The 18,241-nt window shown below is 61.2% G+C and carries 18 protein-coding genes; 5 read left to right on the top strand and 13 right to left on the bottom strand.

Annotation, left to right across the window (positions count from 1 at the left end):
* Window positions 1-128: 128 nt before the first annotated feature.
* Both AC6CH8_RS00225 and AC6CH8_RS00230 read left to right on the top strand, forming a co-directional pair.
* The gene (locus tag AC6CH8_RS00225; protein WP_498188146.1) at window positions 129-1,076 is read left to right on the top strand and encodes a LysR family transcriptional regulator; all 948 of its coding nucleotides are present in this window, start codon (window positions 129-131) and stop codon (window positions 1,074-1,076) included.
* Window positions 1,054-1,509: an Lrp/AsnC family transcriptional regulator gene (locus tag AC6CH8_RS00230; protein WP_498188148.1), complete on the top strand. Its 456-nt coding sequence runs from the start codon at window positions 1,054-1,056 to the stop codon at window positions 1,507-1,509. Before AC6CH8_RS00225 ends, AC6CH8_RS00230 begins: the two co-directional genes overlap by 23 nt.
* 196 nt (window positions 1,510-1,705) lie before the next feature.
* On the opposite strand, the gene AC6CH8_RS00235 is transcribed toward AC6CH8_RS00230, so the two are convergent.
* The 9 genes from AC6CH8_RS00235 to AC6CH8_RS00275 all read right to left on the bottom strand — a co-directional run bounded on the left by AC6CH8_RS00235 (window position 1,706) and on the right by AC6CH8_RS00275 (window position 11,422).
* Entirely contained in the window at window positions 1,706-3,121 is a 1,416-nt protein-coding gene (locus tag AC6CH8_RS00235) for an aldehyde dehydrogenase family protein (RefSeq protein WP_498188152.1), read from the bottom strand.
* Window positions 3,114-4,160 (bottom strand): homoserine dehydrogenase, encoded by a 1,047-nt coding sequence (locus AC6CH8_RS00240; protein ID WP_498188154.1) that lies wholly within the window; start codon window positions 4,158-4,160, stop codon window positions 3,114-3,116. The genes AC6CH8_RS00235 and AC6CH8_RS00240 overlap by 8 nt, the downstream gene beginning before the upstream one ends.
* A gap of 140 nt (window positions 4,161-4,300) precedes the next feature.
* Window positions 4,301-4,795: a DUF2306 domain-containing protein gene (locus tag AC6CH8_RS00245; RefSeq protein ID WP_420180255.1), complete on the bottom strand. Its 495-nt coding sequence runs from the start codon at window positions 4,793-4,795 to the stop codon at window positions 4,301-4,303.
* Window positions 4,796-4,848: 53 nt separating this feature from the next.
* Complete coding sequence (locus AC6CH8_RS00250; protein WP_498188155.1) at window positions 4,849-5,451, bottom strand: DedA family protein; 603 nt, start codon at window positions 5,449-5,451, stop codon at window positions 4,849-4,851.
* A gap of 204 nt (window positions 5,452-5,655) precedes the next feature.
* Window positions 5,656-6,735 carry a LacI family DNA-binding transcriptional regulator gene (locus AC6CH8_RS00255; protein ID WP_498188157.1) on the bottom strand — a complete coding sequence of 360 codons (1,080 nt, stop codon included), beginning with the start codon at window positions 6,733-6,735 and terminating at the stop codon, window positions 5,656-5,658.
* A gap of 38 nt (window positions 6,736-6,773) precedes the next feature.
* Window positions 6,774-7,676 carry a carbohydrate ABC transporter permease gene (locus AC6CH8_RS00260; protein WP_179019932.1) on the bottom strand — a complete coding sequence of 301 codons (903 nt, stop codon included), beginning with the start codon at window positions 7,674-7,676 and terminating at the stop codon, window positions 6,774-6,776.
* Window positions 7,676-8,554 (bottom strand): carbohydrate ABC transporter permease, encoded by an 879-nt coding sequence (locus AC6CH8_RS00265; RefSeq protein ID WP_091465608.1) that lies wholly within the window; start codon window positions 8,552-8,554, stop codon window positions 7,676-7,678. Before AC6CH8_RS00265 ends, AC6CH8_RS00260 begins: the two co-directional genes overlap by 1 nt.
* Before the next feature lie 46 nt (window positions 8,555-8,600).
* Entirely contained in the window at window positions 8,601-9,938 is a 1,338-nt protein-coding gene (locus AC6CH8_RS00270) for an ABC transporter substrate-binding protein (protein ID WP_498188164.1), read from the bottom strand.
* A gap of 47 nt (window positions 9,939-9,985) precedes the next feature.
* Window positions 9,986-11,422 carry a family 43 glycosylhydrolase gene (locus AC6CH8_RS00275; RefSeq protein WP_498188166.1) on the bottom strand — a complete coding sequence of 479 codons (1,437 nt, stop codon included), beginning with the start codon at window positions 11,420-11,422 and terminating at the stop codon, window positions 9,986-9,988.
* A 227-nt stretch (window positions 11,423-11,649) separates the two neighbouring features.
* On the opposite strand from AC6CH8_RS00275, the gene AC6CH8_RS00280 reads away from it, so the two are divergent.
* Window positions 11,650-13,209: a glycoside hydrolase family 32 protein gene (locus tag AC6CH8_RS00280; protein ID WP_498188168.1), complete on the top strand. Its 1,560-nt coding sequence runs from the start codon at window positions 11,650-11,652 to the stop codon at window positions 13,207-13,209.
* 26 nt (window positions 13,210-13,235) lie between these two features.
* On the opposite strand, the gene AC6CH8_RS00285 is transcribed toward AC6CH8_RS00280, so the two are convergent.
* Window positions 13,236-13,469: a hypothetical protein gene (locus AC6CH8_RS00285; protein ID WP_139025136.1), complete on the bottom strand. Its 234-nt coding sequence runs from the start codon at window positions 13,467-13,469 to the stop codon at window positions 13,236-13,238.
* Between the two features lie 104 nt (window positions 13,470-13,573).
* Here AC6CH8_RS00285 and AC6CH8_RS00290 point away from each other — a divergent pair, with 104 nt between their 5' ends.
* Window positions 13,574-14,194, top strand: coding sequence for a dihydrofolate reductase family protein (locus AC6CH8_RS00290; protein ID WP_498188170.1), 621 nt, complete (start codon window positions 13,574-13,576; stop codon window positions 14,192-14,194).
* A 127-nt stretch (window positions 14,195-14,321) separates the two neighbouring features.
* Window positions 14,322-15,986, top strand: a complete 1,665-nt coding sequence (locus tag AC6CH8_RS00295) for a RecQ family ATP-dependent DNA helicase (RefSeq protein ID WP_498188171.1) — start codon at window positions 14,322-14,324, stop codon at window positions 15,984-15,986.
* Here the strand turns inward: AC6CH8_RS00295 and AC6CH8_RS00300 are convergent.
* Genes AC6CH8_RS00300 through AC6CH8_RS00310 form a run of 3 tightly spaced genes read right to left on the bottom strand, consistent with a single transcriptional unit; the run spans window position 15,983 to window position 18,194 of the window.
* A complete protein-coding gene (locus tag AC6CH8_RS00300; RefSeq protein WP_498188173.1) occupies window positions 15,983-16,489 on the bottom strand; it encodes a hypothetical protein in 507 nt (168 codons plus the stop codon). The genes AC6CH8_RS00295 and AC6CH8_RS00300 overlap by 4 nt on opposite strands.
* An 18-nt stretch (window positions 16,490-16,507) precedes the next feature.
* Window positions 16,508-17,431 carry an NAD(P)H-hydrate dehydratase gene (locus tag AC6CH8_RS00305; RefSeq protein WP_498188174.1) on the bottom strand — a complete coding sequence of 308 codons (924 nt, stop codon included), beginning with the start codon at window positions 17,429-17,431 and terminating at the stop codon, window positions 16,508-16,510.
* Complete coding sequence (locus tag AC6CH8_RS00310) at window positions 17,409-18,194, bottom strand: histidine phosphatase family protein (RefSeq protein WP_498188175.1); 786 nt, start codon at window positions 18,192-18,194, stop codon at window positions 17,409-17,411. Before AC6CH8_RS00310 ends, AC6CH8_RS00305 begins: the two co-directional genes overlap by 23 nt.
* Window positions 18,195-18,241: the final 47 nt, after the last annotated feature.

Consider the following 18,241-nt stretch of genomic DNA (forward strand, 5'->3'; position numbering starts at 1 on the left):
GAGTGCACCCTAAATGGGTATCGCCCGGGAGCGTTGACAGATTCCTTTGCCTGTTCCTGGCACAGCCGGGAGTGGCGGAAACATAGTGCCTATGAGATATGTTGTTCTCAACGATTAAGGTAAGGCTTATGGATCCCTATCAACTCAGCGTCTTGCGCGAGCTCGGCGATCACGGCAGTGTGGCCGCTACGGCACGCGTTCTTGGCGTGAGCCCCTCGGCGGTCTCCCAGTCACTCGCTGCGCTTCAACGTAAGTTCAAGGCACCCCTCACTCAGAAACGGGGGCGATCCGTTGAACTCACTGATGCCGGTCAGGCCCTGGCGGTAGCTGCAATCGCTGTTTCCGAGGCGATCACCCGCGCTGAAGCAACGGTGGATGAGTTTGTCGGAGGCATCGATCGGACCGTGCGCGTCAGTGCTTTCCACAGCGCAGCGATGACGTTCTTCCCCGAGTTGGCCGCCTTGGAACACACGGAAGGATTCCCAGTGGTTGAATGCGTCGATGAAGACGTCGACCGTGTTTCGTTCCCCGCTCTGACGGCCAGCTACGACATTGTGATCGGCCACAGAATGAGTCACACACCACCGTGGCCCAGGGACAGGCTTGCCGTGTTGTCGTTGTTGCGGGAACCTATGGACGTGGCAATGCACTCGTCCCATGATCTGGCGATGAAGAGGACGCTGAAACCTTCTGACTTGGTGGGAACGACGTGGATTTCCACCCATGCTGGTTTCTCACCGGCCGACATGCTCGACGCAGTAGCCGCTGCGGCCGGGTATCCGATGCGCGTTGTGCACAGGATCAATGACTTCAGCACTGCCGCGGCCATGTTGTCCGAAAGTGGACACCTTGCATTGCTGCCCCGGCATACCGTTCGGATTCCTGCATCCCAGGACGTCGTCCTGCGTCCGCTCGAAGGCGTGCAAACAGTTCGCCACGTGGACATGTTGGTCCGCCCCGAACGGGTAGTTCACCGGGCAGTGGCTGTCGTTATCGATGCCTTGCGCGGGATCGCCCAATCACATGTTCAAACCCCCTCAGCCAGGAGCGCCCATGCCCAAGAATCCACGCGATGAGATAGACGCGCAGATTCTTGCCGAGCTTCGTCGAAACGCCCGCATCAGCTTGGCTCAACTTGGCGGGAAGGTGCTGCTTTCCCGTAACGCTGTGCGGCAGCGAATCGAACGGCTTGAACGGGACGGCTTCATCAACGGTTACACTATCAAGGAATCCGCTGGGAACGGGGCGCCCACAGTCAACGCCGTGCTCCTGATTCAGCGTCAGGACAGGATGAGGGGTGGTGACGTCATCGCCGGGTTGCGGGCGATTCCGGAAATTACCACCTGCGACGTCGTGAGTGGGGAGCTTGATCTGATCGCCAGGGTGGAGGCACCTGATGCAGCAAGGATCCAGGAAATCTGGCGGCAGGTTTCAGAGTTTCCCGGAGTCCGCGATATCACCACTGCCTTGTCCCTCTCGACTGTGATAGACAGGCAGACTCCACGCTGAGGGGGCGCTGATACCGAGCTTGTGGCCCGAATCAGACGCCCATTAAGGCCTCAGCCTGCTCGGGCGGGAGCTGAAGCAAATTGGATGCCGCTGATGGGGAAGTTGAGGATGGCCAGTTCAATATGGATTCCCCACAAGGCGGACCTGGGGACCGCCAAGGTCCCCAGGCTGTCCTGTTCAATTCTCACGCCTGCGGTCATGAGGCGATCGCGATGACTTTGGGCTGGGTCATTTCCTCGTAGGCGAAGTGGACACCTTCGCGGCCCATGCTGCCGTATTTTGAACCGCCGAACGGCATTGCGTCGTGCCGGTAGTCCGAGGAGTCGTTGATCATGACGCCGCCTGCGTCGATTGCCTTGGCGGTTGCCAGGGCTCGGCCCAGGTCCTTAGTGAATACCCCGGCCTGCAGGGCGTATTCGCTGTCGTTGGCCAGCTCGATGGCTTCCTCGGGCGAGTCGAACGGCTCCACCAGGACTACGGGGGCAAACACTTCCTCGCTCCATGCCTCACAGTTGCGGGGGACGCCCGTGAGCACAGCGGGCGTCAGGACCGGCCCGTCCAGGGTTCCGCCAGTGAGTAGCTGTGCCCCGGCTACGACGGCGTCATCGATCTTCCGCTTCGCTTCGACAGCGGAGCCATTGCTGATCATGGGTCCGACGTCGGTTTGTTCGTTGCGCGGGTCGCCGGTTTTCAAAGCCGCCGTTTGGGCGACGAAGTCCTTAAGGAAGGCAGCGAAGACAGTCCTTTGGACAAGGATTCGCTGGGCGCCGATGCAGTTCTGTCCGGCAGCCCAGAAGGAGCCGGAGACACAGGCTTCGACGGCGGTGGCAAGGTCGGCGTCGTCGAACACGATGACAGGCGCGTTGCCGCCGAGTTCCATGGACAAGCGCTTAATACCGGCGTTCGCCGCGATCGCACGCCCGGTGGCAAAACCTCCTGTGAAGGAAACCATGCGGACCAGCTTGGAGGAGATGATGGTCTGAGCGATCGTGCGATCACCCAGGACCACGGTAACGAACTCCGCCGGCAGCCCGGCCTCACGCAGCAGGTCCACCAGGAGGATGGCTGTCAACGGAGTCAGCTGCGACGGCTTCAGGATCACGGTATTGCCGCCGGCAATCGCGGGGCCGAGCTTGTGGGCCACCAAGTTCAAGGCGTCGTTGTACGGGGTAATGGCCGCAATGAGTCCCAGCGGTTCACGGGTGAACCAACCCTGCCGGTTCTCGGAGCCTGCGAAGGAGTCGAACGGGACTACTTCGCCGACGTTTCGGCGCGTCTCCGCTGCCGAGAGCTTGAGGGTGTTGACGGCCCGCGCGACTTCCTTGCGTGCCTGTTTGATGGTTTTGCCGGCTTCGGCAACGATCAGTTCCGCGACCTTTTGAGACCGCTCCTGAAGAAGGTCGGCGGCGGTGTCCAGGATCCGGCCGCGCTCGTGGCGGGGCATGGCGGCCGCTGCGGGAGTGGCGGAAGCGGCACGGATCAACTCCACCTGTACATCTGCCTCGCTGCACTGGGGCAAGGTTGCCAATACGGAACCGTCAAACTTGTTGTGCACCACCAGATCGTGAGTAGCCACTGGGGAGTTGGCTTCGGCAATGGCTGTTTCAGGCACGGACGGCTCCTTTGACGAATTCGTTGACGGCCATGATGTCCGAGATGAGAGCGTAGGCGGTCTCCACACGGCCAGCGCCCGGGCCGGATACAGTGACTGCCCCGAGCAGATCGGTGGTGAAAGACACGGCGTTGGTGGCACCGGAAATGCCGGCGAGCGGGTGATCGGCCTGCAGGGCGATCGGCTTGACGGTGGCAACGACCCGGCCGCCTGCTTCACGGCGGGCTTCGCCGATCAGCTTCCAGCGATGTCCGCTTGCCAACGCCTTGGCCACGTCATCACTCTTGATGTCCTGAATGCCAGTGGTTTCTACATCGCTGGGCTTCATGCCGGCCCCGAGCAGTTCGTTGGCCAGAATGGCGACCTTGAGCCGGACGTCGGAGCCGCCGATGTCCGCGGTCGGGTCAGCCTCCGCGTAGCCGAGATCCTGGGCTTCGGCGATAGCCTCGTCCAAGCGCAAACCGGCTTCCATGCGGCCCAGCACATAATTGCTGGTTCCATTCAGGATGCCTTGGACTGCCGTCAGCTCGAGACCTCCGAGCATCTTGTGTGCCAGGCGGATGACTGGCGTACCGCTCATGACGGCGCCTTCGTATTCGAAGCGGACGCCGTTGCTTGCGGCGAGTTTGCTCAGTTCAGGGCCTCGGAGAGCGACGGGACCCTTGTTGGTAGTCACCACGTGCTTGCCCGACTCGATGGCCCACCTTACGTGCGAGACGGCCGGTTCGCCGTCGATTGGGCTGGTGAAGGTTGCTTCGACGACGATATCGGCGGGGCTGTTCTTGATGACGTCTTCATTTCGGGGGTCGGAGCTGCCGCCGGGGAGGCCATCGAAGGAGGTCCCGCGGGGCATGGCCAGGACGGCTGCAAGGTCGATGCCGTCGCCCTGGACGAGTGATCCGAAGGCCAGGTCGGTGATGGCTACGACGCGGAGCTCGAATCCGAGGGAAGCGAAGCGCTGTGGTTCGTCGCGGATCAGTTCGGCCAGGGCGCGGTTAACGCCTCCGAAACCAATCAGGGCCAAGTTGTAAGTAGTCACGGGATCTCCTTGGTAGGGCGGTGATGCTGTCCTTCAAGCCTCGTTCCCGGGTGTGTCAGTTACCTATGTACGAATCGCCTGTCCGGGATGCCGAAACGCCCAAAAATGCGGGCGGTTTGTCCGCATCGGCGGTGTGTCCCTTACTTTCGGGTGCCGGGGCTTAGTACGGGTTTCCGGCGCAGTTGCATCAGCCCCGCGACGGTCAGCCCGGCGGTAAGTGCGAGGGCCGCCACCCATAGGGTGAGGCCGGCGAGGTCATGGATGGCCATCTGTGGGAGCCTTCTGTCCGGTACGGCTACGACGCCGATGAACGCACCGATGAGTCCGAAGTAGCTGCCTGTCATAAACCGCTGGTGTGCACGGATATTGCCGCGGTGGACGGACCATAGGCCCATGGTCAGCGTACAGAACGTCAGCACAGAGAGGGCGTGGAGCCAGTTGAAGCCGCCGTCGATGGTTCTGATCCCGAAGGAGGTGAGGACTACGACGTACATGGCCACTGCCCAGATGCGGCCCAGGATCTTGTGCGCTGCGCTGCCTTTGTTGCGGCGGAGCAGGTTCACGGCGCCGAAGATTAAGGCGTAGCCGGCTGCGATGGCGTGCAGGGAGATGAGGAAGGTCCACGGCGAGGGCATAGGGCCAGCCTAGTGGCCGTCAACTGTGGCTCCGTAACTGATACTTCCTTCAGCTACGTAGTGCTTTCCTTGCGCTTTTTGACCCTTCGGATGATGAGCCACACTATGAAGGCGGCAAGTCCTGCGTACACGGCGTAATTGAGGAACCGTGAGTACTGGTCCACAAGGTGATATTGCTTGCCGAGCAGTGATCCCGCCCCAATGAGCAGGGCGTTCCATACGCCGGTCCCGGCCACGGTAAAGAGGCTGAAAGTCATCAGGTTCATGCGTTCGGCACCAGCCGGGAGGGAGATAAGGCTGCGCACACCGGGGAGCAACCTGCCAAAGAATATTGCTGATTTACCGTGGCGTTCGAACCAATCAGCGGCCTTCTCGAAGTCTTCCCGATCAACCAAAGGCAGTTTCGAAAGTAGCTTGATGGACCGTTCCAACCCCACCTTGTACCCCAGCCAATAAAGGAGCAGTGCGCCGGCATATGCCCCGAGGGTGCTGGTGACGAACACCAGGATCAGGTTCATGCTTCCCTGTTGGGTAAGGAATCCAGCCAGTGGGAGGATCACCTCGCTGGGTATGGGCGGGAAGACAGTCTCCAGGAGCGTCAGCAAGCCCACGCCCCATTCACCGAGGGCTTCGATTACCTGCGCGGCGATACCCACAATCCCGCCCAGTTCATCGGCTGCAGCAGTCGCCTTAGGAAAACTGATCAGGTCGATCTCCTCTCAAAGCGACTCTCCGATAGGAGGCCTGCAGCGCATCCTGCCGGTTCCAAAGGGAAGCCCAGTGATGGGGGACCACTGGGCTTCCACCTCAACGCTATTCCTATCTACGGCCTCGGGCAACACGCAATGTCAAGAGGGTTTTCAGGCCGGTGAGTGAACGGCCACGGAGTCGCGCTCAACTGCCGGACAAGCGATCTTCACAGCGGACTCGAGAGGCGCGGCATCAATGCCCAACAGCATCCGAACGCCCGCAGCGCCTAGTTCATAGTGGGGCAGTGACACCGTCGAAAGTGGCGGCCGGAGGTGGGCGGCGATGACTTCCTGGTTGTCGAAACCCACCACGGCAATGTCCTCCGGGATGGAGAGGCCGTTTTCCCGCAGGCCATCGTAAAGTCCCATGGCCATCCGGTCGTTGTAGCAGTACACCGCACTGACTCCAAGCTTGAGCAAATCCTCGGTGGCACCGTAGCCGCCTTCCTGATCCGGGTACGCTTCCAGCACCAGATCGGGATCAAAAGAAATTCCGGAGGCTTCAAGTGCGTCCTTGTAGCCCTGGAGTCGGCCATCTTTGGCGGGTGCAGGGGTAGTGGTGTTGATAAACGCGATTCGCCGGTGGCCGCCGCGGAGCAGGATCTCTGTGGCCGACTGTCCACCTTGCGCCTCATCCGGTACTACGGCCCGCGCGGTCCCGGCGTCGGGGGAAAAACAGTTGACCAGGACGAAATCCGCCTCGCGAAGGGTTGCCGGGATATCGGTGGGGCGGTGGAACCATGTTGAGTAGAGGATGCCGCGGACTTTGTATTCCAGCATCATGGCAATGGCATCTCTTTCGAGGTCCTGGTTGCCTTCGGTGTTGGCGATCAGCAGTGCGTAACCATGTTTCCAGGCTTCATCCTGGGCACCATGGATGATCTGGCCCGCGAAGGGCGTGGTGGCTACGCCGTCGGCCACCAACCCGATGAACTTCGAGGTTCCACTGACCAGTGTTTGGGCCATGGCGTTCGGACGGTAGCCCAGTTGGGCGATCGCCTCAGTGACCCGTTGACGCGTCTCGTCCGCAATGCGCGCGTTCTTCTTTTTGTTGATGACCAGGGAAACAGTGGCAGTGGACACGCCCGCTAGTTCAGCGACTTCGCGGAGGGTCACCGGATGGGCGCGGCCCGCTCTGGCATGATCGATGGGGGCGGCCGCGATGCCTGAATTTTTCTCCTGCGAAATCATCTGTCCTCCGACTGGAGTATATCCGTCTGCCGTGGCGCTCATCCCTTATTCGCCCCGCTTTCCAAGCCTTGAATCATTGCCTTGTTGAGGACCAGGAAGACCAAGAGCAGGGGAGTGATGGTCACGCAGACCGCCGCAAAGGTCGCAGTCCAATCCACTTTGCCCATGGCCCCGATGTAGTTCTGCAGGCCCAGCGGAATCGTCTTCAAGTCCTCGGAAAGAACAAAAGTGTTGGCGAAGATGAAGTCATTCCAAATGAAGATGCTGTTCACCAAGACAACAGTGACCACGGTGTTCAGTGAAAGAGGCAGGGTGATCAAACCGAAAATCCTGTACGGGCCGGCACCATCCAGGGACGCGGCCTCGTAGGTTTCCCGCGGAATGTACTCGAAGAAGGATGAGAACAGGTAAATGGACATGGGCAAGGCAAAGCCAGCCAGGGGGATGATCATTGACTGGTAGGTGTCCAACAGGTTCACTGCGGAGTAATCGATGAACAGTGGGACCAAAGCGATTTGAACGGGAACAATGATCCCCACCAGGAACAAACCGCGGACGAACCGGCTCAGGCGGAAGCCGAGAACCTGAATGGCGTAGGCAGCCATCATGCCGAACAACACAATGAGGATGTTGGCGCCCATGGTGACAATGAAACTGTTCAGGATGTTTCGGCCCAGGTCGCCGGTTTCGAAGGCCCTCGCATAGTTTTCCCACGTCAACGAGCTGGGAAGAGCGAAGGGATCGCCGGTTGCGAAGTCGTGTTCCGTCCGCAGGCTGGTAACGAACAGCCAGGCGAGCGGGTAGACCTGAACTATCACGATGAGCATCATCAGGACCCGCGAGAGTGTCCGGTACAGGCTCGGCTTACGCCGCCGTCGTTTAATAACCGGCGACGGCGGAACTGTCGCGCGCGGGGTAGAAGGGGCTGTTTGGGTGATCATTAGTCTGCCTTCCGCTTAAGCATGAACAAGATGAGGCCGACGGCGACGAGGCACTCGATCACGATGAAGACGGAGATTGTGCTTGCGTAGCCGAAGTCCGTGCTGGTGAAGGCCGTCTTGTACATGTAGGTGGTGAGCAGCTCGGAGGACTGCCCGGGGCCACCGTTGGTCATGAGGTACGGGATATCGAAACCGCGCAGGCCGTAGGTGGTGGCCATGATGGTGGTGGTAATCCACACGGGACGTATGTAGGGAAACCGGATCTTGGTGAAGAGTGTCCACTTCGATGCCCCGTCAAGGACCGCTGCTTCTTCCAGTTCCTTGGGCACGGCGATCAGGGCAGCGTAAATGATGAGCATGTAAAGTCCGGTGAACCGCCAGCCTTCGGGGGCGGATACGGCTGCCAGGACGGTGTTTACATCGGAGAGCCAAGCCCGCTCAAAGGAACCCAAACCTAGCCAATGCAGCAGTTGGTTCAACAGGCCAACGGGGTCAATGGAGTAGATGCGGATGAAGAGGAATGCGATCGCTACGGTGGAGATCACAGCTGGCAGCAAGTAGAGGGTTTTGATGAGTTCCCGGCCCCGGCGAAGTGATGTGAGCAGGCTGGCTACGACCAGTGCTCCGCCGAGCTGCAGCACCAGGCAGATGGCCAGGTACAGGAGTGCGTTGAAGAAGGACCTCCAGAAAATGTCGTCTGCGGTGAGCATCCGGACGTAGTTGGCGAGGCCTACGAACTCCATCTCGCTGATGCCGTTCCACGAGAAGAAGCTGAGGAACAGCGACTGAAGAATCGGGAAGAGTACGGCTGCGCAGTAGAGCAGCAGCGGTGGAAGCAGGAAGACCAGGACCGAGGTCCTTGACCTGTTGGGTAGCATGGTGGGCCTTTCGGGCGGGGGCCTTGGGAGCCCCCGCCGCTTGGGTTTACTTGAAGAACTTGGGGGCGTTCTGCTTGATGGCGTCGTCCATGGTCTTGGTGAACTGTTCGGGCGTGATGTTGCCCTGGACCAGGAGGACGAGTTCCTGTTGCAGCCGGCCGTTGGTGGTGGGGTCCAGCTGGGTGTCCCACGGCATTGCTTGCTTGTCCCCAAGGGTGTTGGCCGTTTCGAGCGCCTTCTTGTACAACGGAGTCGCGTTCGCCGGGATGGTCGTTTGTACGTTGGTGGTGGGGGAGAGGGCCCCGGTGGCAGCGTATTCAGCCGGGTACTTCTCCAGGGCGAACTTCAGGAAGTCGCTCACCAGCGGGTCGTAGGTCTTCGAGTTCACTGCCATGCCAATGCCGGAGGGTGATACGAACTCGTTTGCAGCAGTCACCGAACTTCCAGTGGTGGGCAAGGTGAAGAAATCGATGTCGTCCCGCACATCAGGGTTGAGCTTGTCCGTGGCGAGGCTGGGAAGTTCCCAGGTGCCGATGTTGTACATGGCGGCCTGTCCCGAGGTGAACTGGTTCTGCGCGTCCGAATATCCCTGGGCGGAGAAGCCCTCCTGGAAGCACTTGGCCTTGCCAAGGTCAGCCATCCACTTCACGGTCTTCTGGCCGGCGGCATCCGAGAAGGACGCCTCGCCCTTCTTTAGCTTCTGGACGAAATCGGGTCCCGCTTCACGGAACGGCTGGTACGCGATGTAGCGTTCCAGCGGCCACTGGTCCTGTCCGTCGATGGCGATCGGGGTGATCCCGGCATTCCGCAGGGCAGTGCACATGGCGGGAATGTCGTCGAGGGACTTCGGCACGGAAACGCCGGCCTTCTGCATCAGGGCCTTGTTGTACCAGATGAATTCGAGTTCGAACTGGAACGGAATCATGTACAGGGAGCCGTCGTCGAAGCGCTGATAGTCCAGTGCACCGGGCCGGTAATCGTCGTAAATGTCCAGTGACTTCAGGAGCTTATCGGCGTCCACCATTTTGCCTTGCTTGGCCAGTTCCTGGGCGAAGGGGGTGGCATCGGTATCGAACAATTCCGGTAGCTTGTTGGCTGCGGCCAGGGTTTCAAGCTTTTGAATGTACGAGGGCCGGTCCGGGGTGGTGATGAGGTTCAGTGCGAAGCCTGGGTGTTCCTTGGCGTAGTCGTCCGCGAGTTTCTTCATGATGTTGATGACAGCTCCGTCGGCGGGCCTGGAGAGCAGCCAGGATATTTCGCGGGGCTTGATCTCGCCGGTGGGGCTGACGTTGGAGGGGTCACTGGCGGCTCCTCCGCCGCCGCAGGCGGTCAAAGCCAGGGCAGCGGCGGCTGCGACGGCAGCGGCACGGAATAGTTTCTTCATGGCGGCAATCTCCCTTGATTGAACAGAGGTTGGGGATGGGGCGGTATTCAGTTGTCGGTGCGCTGACGTATCTCAAGTTCGGTGACGGTGGCGGTTCCTTCGCCGGCGAAGACGCCGATCCTCCCTGCCGTCAGGTCGTAAATCCTGGTGCTGAGCGCAACCTGACGGTCGACGACGGCGACGCAAATGTCGCCGTCGACGATGACCTCAAGGGTGTGCTCGCCAGGGGTGAGGTCGCAGGGCCGCTCGAGTTCGATGTCGAAGGGGACGTCGCCCGAGACATGCCACTGTGCGTCCCCCGTGATGGTGCGCGGCCAGCGGTCGAAGACAAGTCGCCCGCGTTTGGGTTCCAATCGCAGAACGTAGGACCGGTCGCCGTCGTCGCTTGATCGCAGCAGCAGCCCGCACTCGGTGGTGTTGGCGGCGATGTCAATGACAGCTTTGGCGTAAAACTGTCGGGGCATTTCCTCGTCGGAGACCATAGCGGTGTAACCGTCCGGCACGTGGAGCAAAGCCGGCAAGGAACCCGCAAGGGACGCGGGGACGTCGTCCCAGAAGCTCTCCACGAGTTCATCTGCGAACGAAAAGCCGAGTGTCCCGTCGGGGTTTTGGAGGGCTTCCAGCACGGACATTGTTCCGGCCCACTGCCATGGACCCTGATCTGCGTTGCCTTCCTTACTGGCAATCCATCCGAAGAAAAAGCGCCGTCCGTCCCGCTCTGCGGTTTTTGACGCATAGAAGGCGCGGCCGTCGATGCTGTCCAGCGTGGGCACGGTCCACGGCCCGTCGGGGCTTTTGGACATGCGGTACCGGGTGGTGAACGATTCCGAGAACTCGGAGTACACCATGTACCACCAGTCTCCCCAAGAGAAGACGTCCGGGCATTCGTGCGTGATGTACCGGCGCGGATCCCAGAACGGTTCAGTGTGCTGCCAGGTCATCAGGTCCGTGGACACACACTGCGCGATGACGCCGCGGCGCCGTTCCGGCCCTGTTGAGTGCCTTGCCGCGAGAAGCATCCGCCACTGGTTCTTGCTGTCATCCCAAAACACAAAGGGATCACGCCAATCACCGGACTCGTAGCCGTCCGGAGCGCCGAAGGTGAGCTCGGGGTGCTTTTGCCAGGTTTCCATACCGTCAGAGCTCGTGGCGTGCATGACCAATTGAAGGGGCACGCCGTCCGGGCCGAGATTGCGGGGGTTCTGACCGGTGTAGAACAGGTGGTGGACGCCGGACCCGTCCGTGATGATGCTGCCCGTGTAGGCGTTGAAGTCCAGGTCGGTTTCGCTGCCGTGGTGCAACGAAACGCCATGGTCCTCAAACTGGGTGAGGTCTTTTGTGGTGACCAGATTCCATGAGGTGCCGGGTTTCGGGTCTGAGCGGTCTTCGTGAAGGTAGAAGAGCCGGAACTCCCCGTCCTTCTCGAAGGGGATGAGGTCCCCAACCCATCCGTCGGAGGGCTGGAAAAAGACTGAGCGTTTCATCTGCGCTGATGTCCATTCTGCTAAAGCGTTTGATCACTGAAAGCTAGCGTGTAATTCAAGACTGTTCAAGCGTTTTAGCAAAATTCATTCCTAATATTTTTGCTCTTGCTAAAACGCTTGACCGTCGCCAGGCGGTGCAGCTAGGGTCCTGCATAGCTTCGGCTTCCCCCACCGCATGAATGGCCCTTCGGCGCGCTGTTGCGCCGAACCTTGAGAGGAACGAATCAATGACGTACGAAATCTCTCGTCGCACTGCACTGCAGGGCGCAGGCGCTGGCGCCTTCGCCTTGTTCTTGAGCAACGCCGCCCCCGCAGCCGCAGACGCCCCGGCGTCACTTCGGGCCGTCTACCACATGACTCCACCTTCGGGCTGGCTGTGTGACCCGCAACGTCCCGTCCACACCTATGGCGCCTACCAGCTCTACTATCTCCACTCCGGCCAGAACAACGGCCCGGGCGGATGGGACCACGCAACTACGGGCGACGGCGTGGCCTTCACACACCACGGTGTGGTGATGCCCTTGCAGCCCGATTTCCCGGTGTGGTCGGGATCGGCGGTGGTGGACACCGCGAACACCGCTGGTTTCGGTGCCGGTGCGGTAGTCGCACTGGCCACTCAGCCAACTGGCGGCATTCGAAAGTTCCAGGAGCAATATCTCTACTGGTCAACCGACGGCGGCTACACGTTCTCCGTCCTCCCGGACCCGGTAATCGTGAACACTGACGGACGAACCGCCACCACCCAAGCTGAGATTGAGAACGCAGAGTGGTTCCGTGACCCGAAGATCCACTGGGACGGAGTGCGCAATGAGTGGGTGTGCGTGATCGGACGGGCGCGGTATGCAGCGTTCTACACCTCAGCAAACCTGCGGGACTGGAACTGGAAATCCAACTTCGACTACCCGAACCACGCCCTGGGAGGTATCGAATGTCCGGATCTGTTTGAGATGACCGCCGACGACGGCACCCGGCATTGGGTGTTCGGCGCGAGCATGGATGCCTACAGCGTCGATCTGCCGATGACCTTTGCCTATTGGACGGGTGCCTGGAACGGCACGGCATTCGTTGCTGATGACCTCACGCCGCAATGGCTCGATTGGGGATGGGATTGGTACGCCGCCGTCACGTGGCCCTCCGTCGAGGCCCCCGAAACGAAGCGCCTGGCAATCGCTTGGATGAACAACTGGAAGTACGCCGCCCGTGACGTACCCACAGATGCCTCCGACGGCTACAACGGGCAGAACTCAATCACGCGGGAACTGCACCTGGAACGCCAATCGGGAGGCTGGTACAGCTTGCTCAGCGCTCCGGTTGGCGCGCTGCAAGGCTACGTCACTGCCACCACGGCCCTGCCCGACCGTACGGTTGACGGCAGCGTGGTACTGCCATGGAGCGGGCGTGCTTATGAGCTTGAGCTTCACGTTTCCTGGAATCTGGCAACGAACGTTGGCGTATCTGTTGGCCGTTCCCCGGACGGTTCCCGTCATACCAATATCGGCAAGTACGGCGACGAGTTATACGTCGACCGTGCGCCTTCAGACCAAAGTGGGTACACACTGATGCCCTACGTTCGGGCCGCAGCGCCCATCGATGCCAATGCGCGGTCAGTCCATCTGCGCATCTTCGTGGACACGCAGAGCGTTGAGGTATTTGTGAACTCGGGACACACCGTGATTTCACAGCAGGTTCACTTCGCAGACGGCGACACAGGGCTTTCACTGTATTCGGACGGTGGCCCGGCGGACTTCACCGGAATCACCATCCGGGAGTTTGGCAATCCGCTGTAGCCGGGCTGTAGTGTGCGGCCCCTGGGCTAAGCGCCGTGGGGCCGCGCATGGGCATGGTGACCCGAGCGGACCTTCAGTGAGGATGGTCGAAAGCGGTGGACGGCGCGCGGCTCACGTCGAGGCTGGCGGGGGTGGCGTGCTCTGGGCTTGTGCTCCTCCTCGGCGCGCGACGAGGGAAGCAGGGCCAAGGGGAGGATGGTGGCTCCGAGCCAGACAACCACGCCGATAAGCACTAGAAGGATGGCTGAAGTGGGCTCCATGGGACTAAGCATAGGCACAACTGCCACCGTTTATAAGTACCCTGACGACCCTTGCGGCCGGGCAGCGTCCTTGACAACTCCAGCGGTGCCACGACACTGATTCCATGTACAGGAACAGCCGCGTATCAGCCCAGTTTTCCATGTCCCTTGATGGATTCATCGCCCGTGAGGATGACGGCGTCGGCCCCTTATTCGACTGGTACGAGGCCGGATCCGTGGAAACCTGGATGCCAGGCCACCCTGTGCCGTTTCATCTCAGTGAAGCCGACGCCGACTACTGGAAGTCACTTCCGCGGGAGGGAGCGTTCATCTCCGGCAGGCGGATCTTCGACGTGGCAAAGGGGTGGGGCGGTCACCCGCCCAATGAGTCACCAACCGTTGTCCTGACGCACCGCGAACCCCCGGCGGGCTGGCCACCTGTCCGGCGGGATGGCAAGCCCGTGCCGTTTGAATTCGTAGGGGACCTGGACACGGCCCTGGAGCGTGCCGCCCACCTGGCGGCTGGTAAGGAGATTGGCGTTGCCGGCGCGGACGTGGTGCAGCAGTGCTTGCGCCGTGGTGTCATGGACGAACTCCGTGTTGACTTGGTGCCGGTACTGCTGGGAAGCGGAATCCGTTGGTTCGGAGATTTGGCAACGGACGTCATGCTCGACGATCCCGTGATCGTTTCCGGGATCCGCGTCATCCATCTTGTCTATCAGGTAGGCTCCGCGGCCTCGCGCTGACGTCACGAATGCGAGGTTATCCACAACCGGAGAAACAGCGTACGACGGCGGGTGCCCGCCCGCGCTAGGCTGGTCACCTCGGCTGATGCAAGTGGCCGCAGGAACCACAACGCGGAGCCACACCTTAATGTCCGATGACCTTGCCCTGACCGCTCTGGCGGCCTCTTCCTTTTCCTTGCCCGAGCTGCGCGACGGCCAACTCGCCGGCATGACCGCGCTGATAGAGGGGCGTGATGTCCTGGCTGTCATGCCCACCGGCTATGGAAAGTCTGCTACCTATCAAGTCGCAGCGCTGCACCTTTACAACCAAACGGGCCGGCCCGCCGTCGTCGTTTCTCCCCTCATTGCCTTACAAGAAGACCAGCTGGACGGGTTGACGGATGACTTGGGTGAGGGCGCCGCCGTCGCCATCAATTCATCCCGAAGCGATTCAGAGGTGGAGGAAGCCTGGCAGGCAGCCGAGACCGGCAAAGCAACCTTTCTGTTCCTTGCCCCCGAGCAATTGGCCAAGCAGGAGACCGTGGAGCGGATCGCTAAGCTGGACATCACCATGTTCGTGGTGGACGAGGCACATTGCGTCTCCTCCTGGGGCCACGACTTCCGGCCGGACTACCTCGAACTGGGCAATGTCCGCGAACGCTTGGGCAAGCCGCCGGTCATAGCCCTCACCGCAACGGCGTCCCCACCAGTGCGTGACGAAATCGTGAAGCGACTCGGCATGACAGAGCCGCTGGTCCTGGTTCGAGGGTTCGACCGCCCCAACATCAGCCTCGACGTTGTCCGGCACCAGGAGGACAAGGGCAAGCGACAAGCCGTAGTGGAACAAGTCGTAGCGCTTGCCAAGGCGGAGGGCCTGGGGCTGTTGTATGCCGCCACCCGCAAGGACACGGGGAAATACGCGGCCAAGCTGGTAGAGCACGGTCTCCGTGCCGAGGCGTATCACGCAGGCCGCACGGACTCCGACCGGGAGAGTATCCATGAGCAATTCCTGGATGATGAACTGGACGTCGTGGTGGCTACCACTGCCTTTGGCATGGGAATCGACAAACCCAATGTTCGGTTCGTGGTGCACGCCGACATTCCGGAGTCCCTGGACTCTTACTACCAGGAAATCGGCCGCGCGGGCCGCGATGGTGAACCGGCTTCCGCGATACTGCACTACCGTGCCGAGGACCTTGGGCTGCGCAAGTTCTTCGCCACCCACTCCCCGGACGCGGAGGCGCTCATGACCGTGCTGAAAGTCATCAAGAATGCCGGTGCACCTGCTCCGAAGACCGCATTGGTGGAGCTCACCGGTTTCCCTGCCCGCCGTGTCACGGCACTGGTGAACCAGTTGGAGGAAACCGGCGCCGTGAGGACCGGTAAGCGCGGCATCCGCCTCAGCTCCAAAGCCAAACTGAGCACATTAGTGGACCGAGCCGTCGAACTGGCTGAGGCGCGGCAACGCGTGGACCAGTCGCGGCTCACCATGATGCGAGGCTTTGCGGAGACAGATGACTGCCGTCGTCAGTTCCTGCTGGGCTACTTTGGGGAGAACCTGCCGGAGCCCTGCGGCAACTGCGATGCCTGCGCTGAAATTCACGACGACGCCGGGCCGGGTTCCACCGGGCACCCCACCTCAGACGCAGAGAACCTGTTTCCGTTGCAGTCCACTGTGATCCACAAAGAATGGGGTCCGGGCCTGGTGATGCGGCACGAGGACGATGTCATGACTGTTCTGTTCGAACAGGAGGGCTACAAAACCCTGTCGCGCACCGCCGTCGTCGAGCATGAATTGCTGAAGCCTGCCTAGGTGCGGGCCGGATGCACTCCGGACTTTCCACGAAAGATCATCACCATTAGCAGTCCGGTCAATGCCGTCCCGCTCACGAGATACAGCAGCTTGCCCCAAGGAGAGTAGTCGCCGCCGGATATGAAGAAGGCGTCTGCCAGGGCCATGCCTGCGGAGAAGGACGCGAAGAAATACATAGGAGCGCCGAGCACCAAGATCAAGAGCTGGAGAATCACCACGGTTCTCATCCGTGAAATAACGCGTCTCGCAGTCAGCAGAACCACAACGGCACCAAGAACCGTTCCAATGCTTGACCACGTCAACACCGCGGCCAACGAAATTGATTCGTTGTGCCGGGCCAGGCCCTCATGTATCTCGTCCAGGGTGGCACCCGGAACAGCGGCGAGAGGATTCCACACGAGGATCTGCAACGCCGCGAAAAGAGCGTACGCCGCTATCCCAAGCAGCCCAACAATGCTGACTATCACCCGCGATGATTTAGTGCTGCTTCCCATGATCCCCATGCAGGCAGACTAGGGGAATCAGGTATTGAGCTCCAGCATGAGGGCTGGCAGTTCGTCCGCGAGTTCCCGGGCAAGGAACCCCAAGGGCCCGAGCTTGCTGGCCAGACGGTCGGCGGCGGCCGCGTGAAGATGGGTGCCCCAGCACGCGGCTTGGGCATCGCTGGTACCGCGTGCACGGAGTCCGGCGATGGCCCCTGCCAACACATCGCCGCTGCCTGACGTCCCCAGGCCGCCGTAGCCGGTGGTGATTTTCCACAGCATCGAGTCCTCCGTGGGCTCCGGAGCGGCGATGTATCCCTGGCAACTCACCACCGCATCAAACCGCCGGGCGACCTCAGCAACATCAGCCCCAAGATCCTCCACGTCCCTGCCCAGAAGAATTCCGGTTTCCGTGGGGTTCGGAGTCAGGATCAGCCGGCCACGCCACGGTCCCAACTCATCCTCGATCTTCACCAACCCGCCCAAGGCATAGGCATCGAGAACGACGGCGGGAGCTCCGCCGTCGTCCGTGGCTCCGCGGGGTTCCTCCCGCTCAAGCAGCGCTCGCAGCAGCGATTCGGCGAGTTCGGGATCGTCCAAACCCGGGCCGATCAGCACGGCGTCGGCCCGTTCCAAGTACGACGAGATCCTCTCCATTCCTTCACCTGTCACGGACCCCTCGGCGGTCTCGGGCAGGGCGATTGAGCCGCACTCCGGCAGTGCAACTCCCGCGTGCACGGCCACGGATTCGGCCACGGCCAAGGTAATTTTTCCCGCGCCGGCACGAAGGGCTGCGGTTCCGGCGAGCAAAGCCGCGCCGGGGGTCGCCCGGGCTCCGCCAATGACCAACACGGCACCGCGTGAGTACTTGTCTTCTCCGGGCGCCGGCAGCGGCCAGTCACGCAGAAGCGACGGTGTCACCAGTGTGGGTGTGCTGGAATCATTGTGGGTGGACACTGGCATCTCCGGCGTGCTCTGTGACGGTGACACCCTGTTCTGTGAGGTGGTCAGCCACATTGAAGCTCTCAAGTTCCCAGGGCCCCGCGCCCGAAGGCCGCACGTACCGGGTGATGGATGCATTCAGCACTGACGTGGTCGCTGCAAGGTCAAGAATTTCTTGCTCGGACATGCCCTCCAGGACATAACGGACCAGCAGGATGACGGCGTCGTGGCAGACCAGCATCACCCGGTGCCCTGTTCCCAGGGTATTGAGCTCATCCAGGATTGAACGAAGGCGGAGCGCGACGTCAGCCCACGATTCCCCGCCCGGCGGCCTGTAGTAGAGCTTGCCCAGCCACAGCCGCCGCTCGGCTTCGTCCGGATATCGGGTCTCCACGCCCAAACGTGTAAGCCGGTCCAAGATGCCCAGTTCCCGGTCGCGGAGGCGTTCATCGGTGAGCACCTTCACGGGCCAGCCGGCAGTCTCAACAGCGATTTCCGCGGTCTGCCTGGCCCGTGCATAGGGGGAGGAGACAACTGCATCCGGACGGAGCTCATCGGCGATCCGGGCCAGTGCCGTTCCCAGTGCTTTGGCCTGATCCCTTCCGGTACCCGACAGGTTCACATCAGCGTCCCTGGCTGGAACATCAATCACTTCGGCTCCGGCCAAACGAGCCTCGGTTGCGGCCACGTTGCCTTCGCTCTCGCCATGCCGGATCAGGAGCAACTCCACAGCGCCGGCCTCCTGCACTGCGTCCGTCAGCCCGTCCTCATTCACAAAGATCACCCTTTCGCGTGCGTCGCCGAATGCAGAACACTACCCACTGCGTACCC

The sequence above is a fragment of the Paenarthrobacter sp. GQ52 genome (assembly GCF_059759005.1).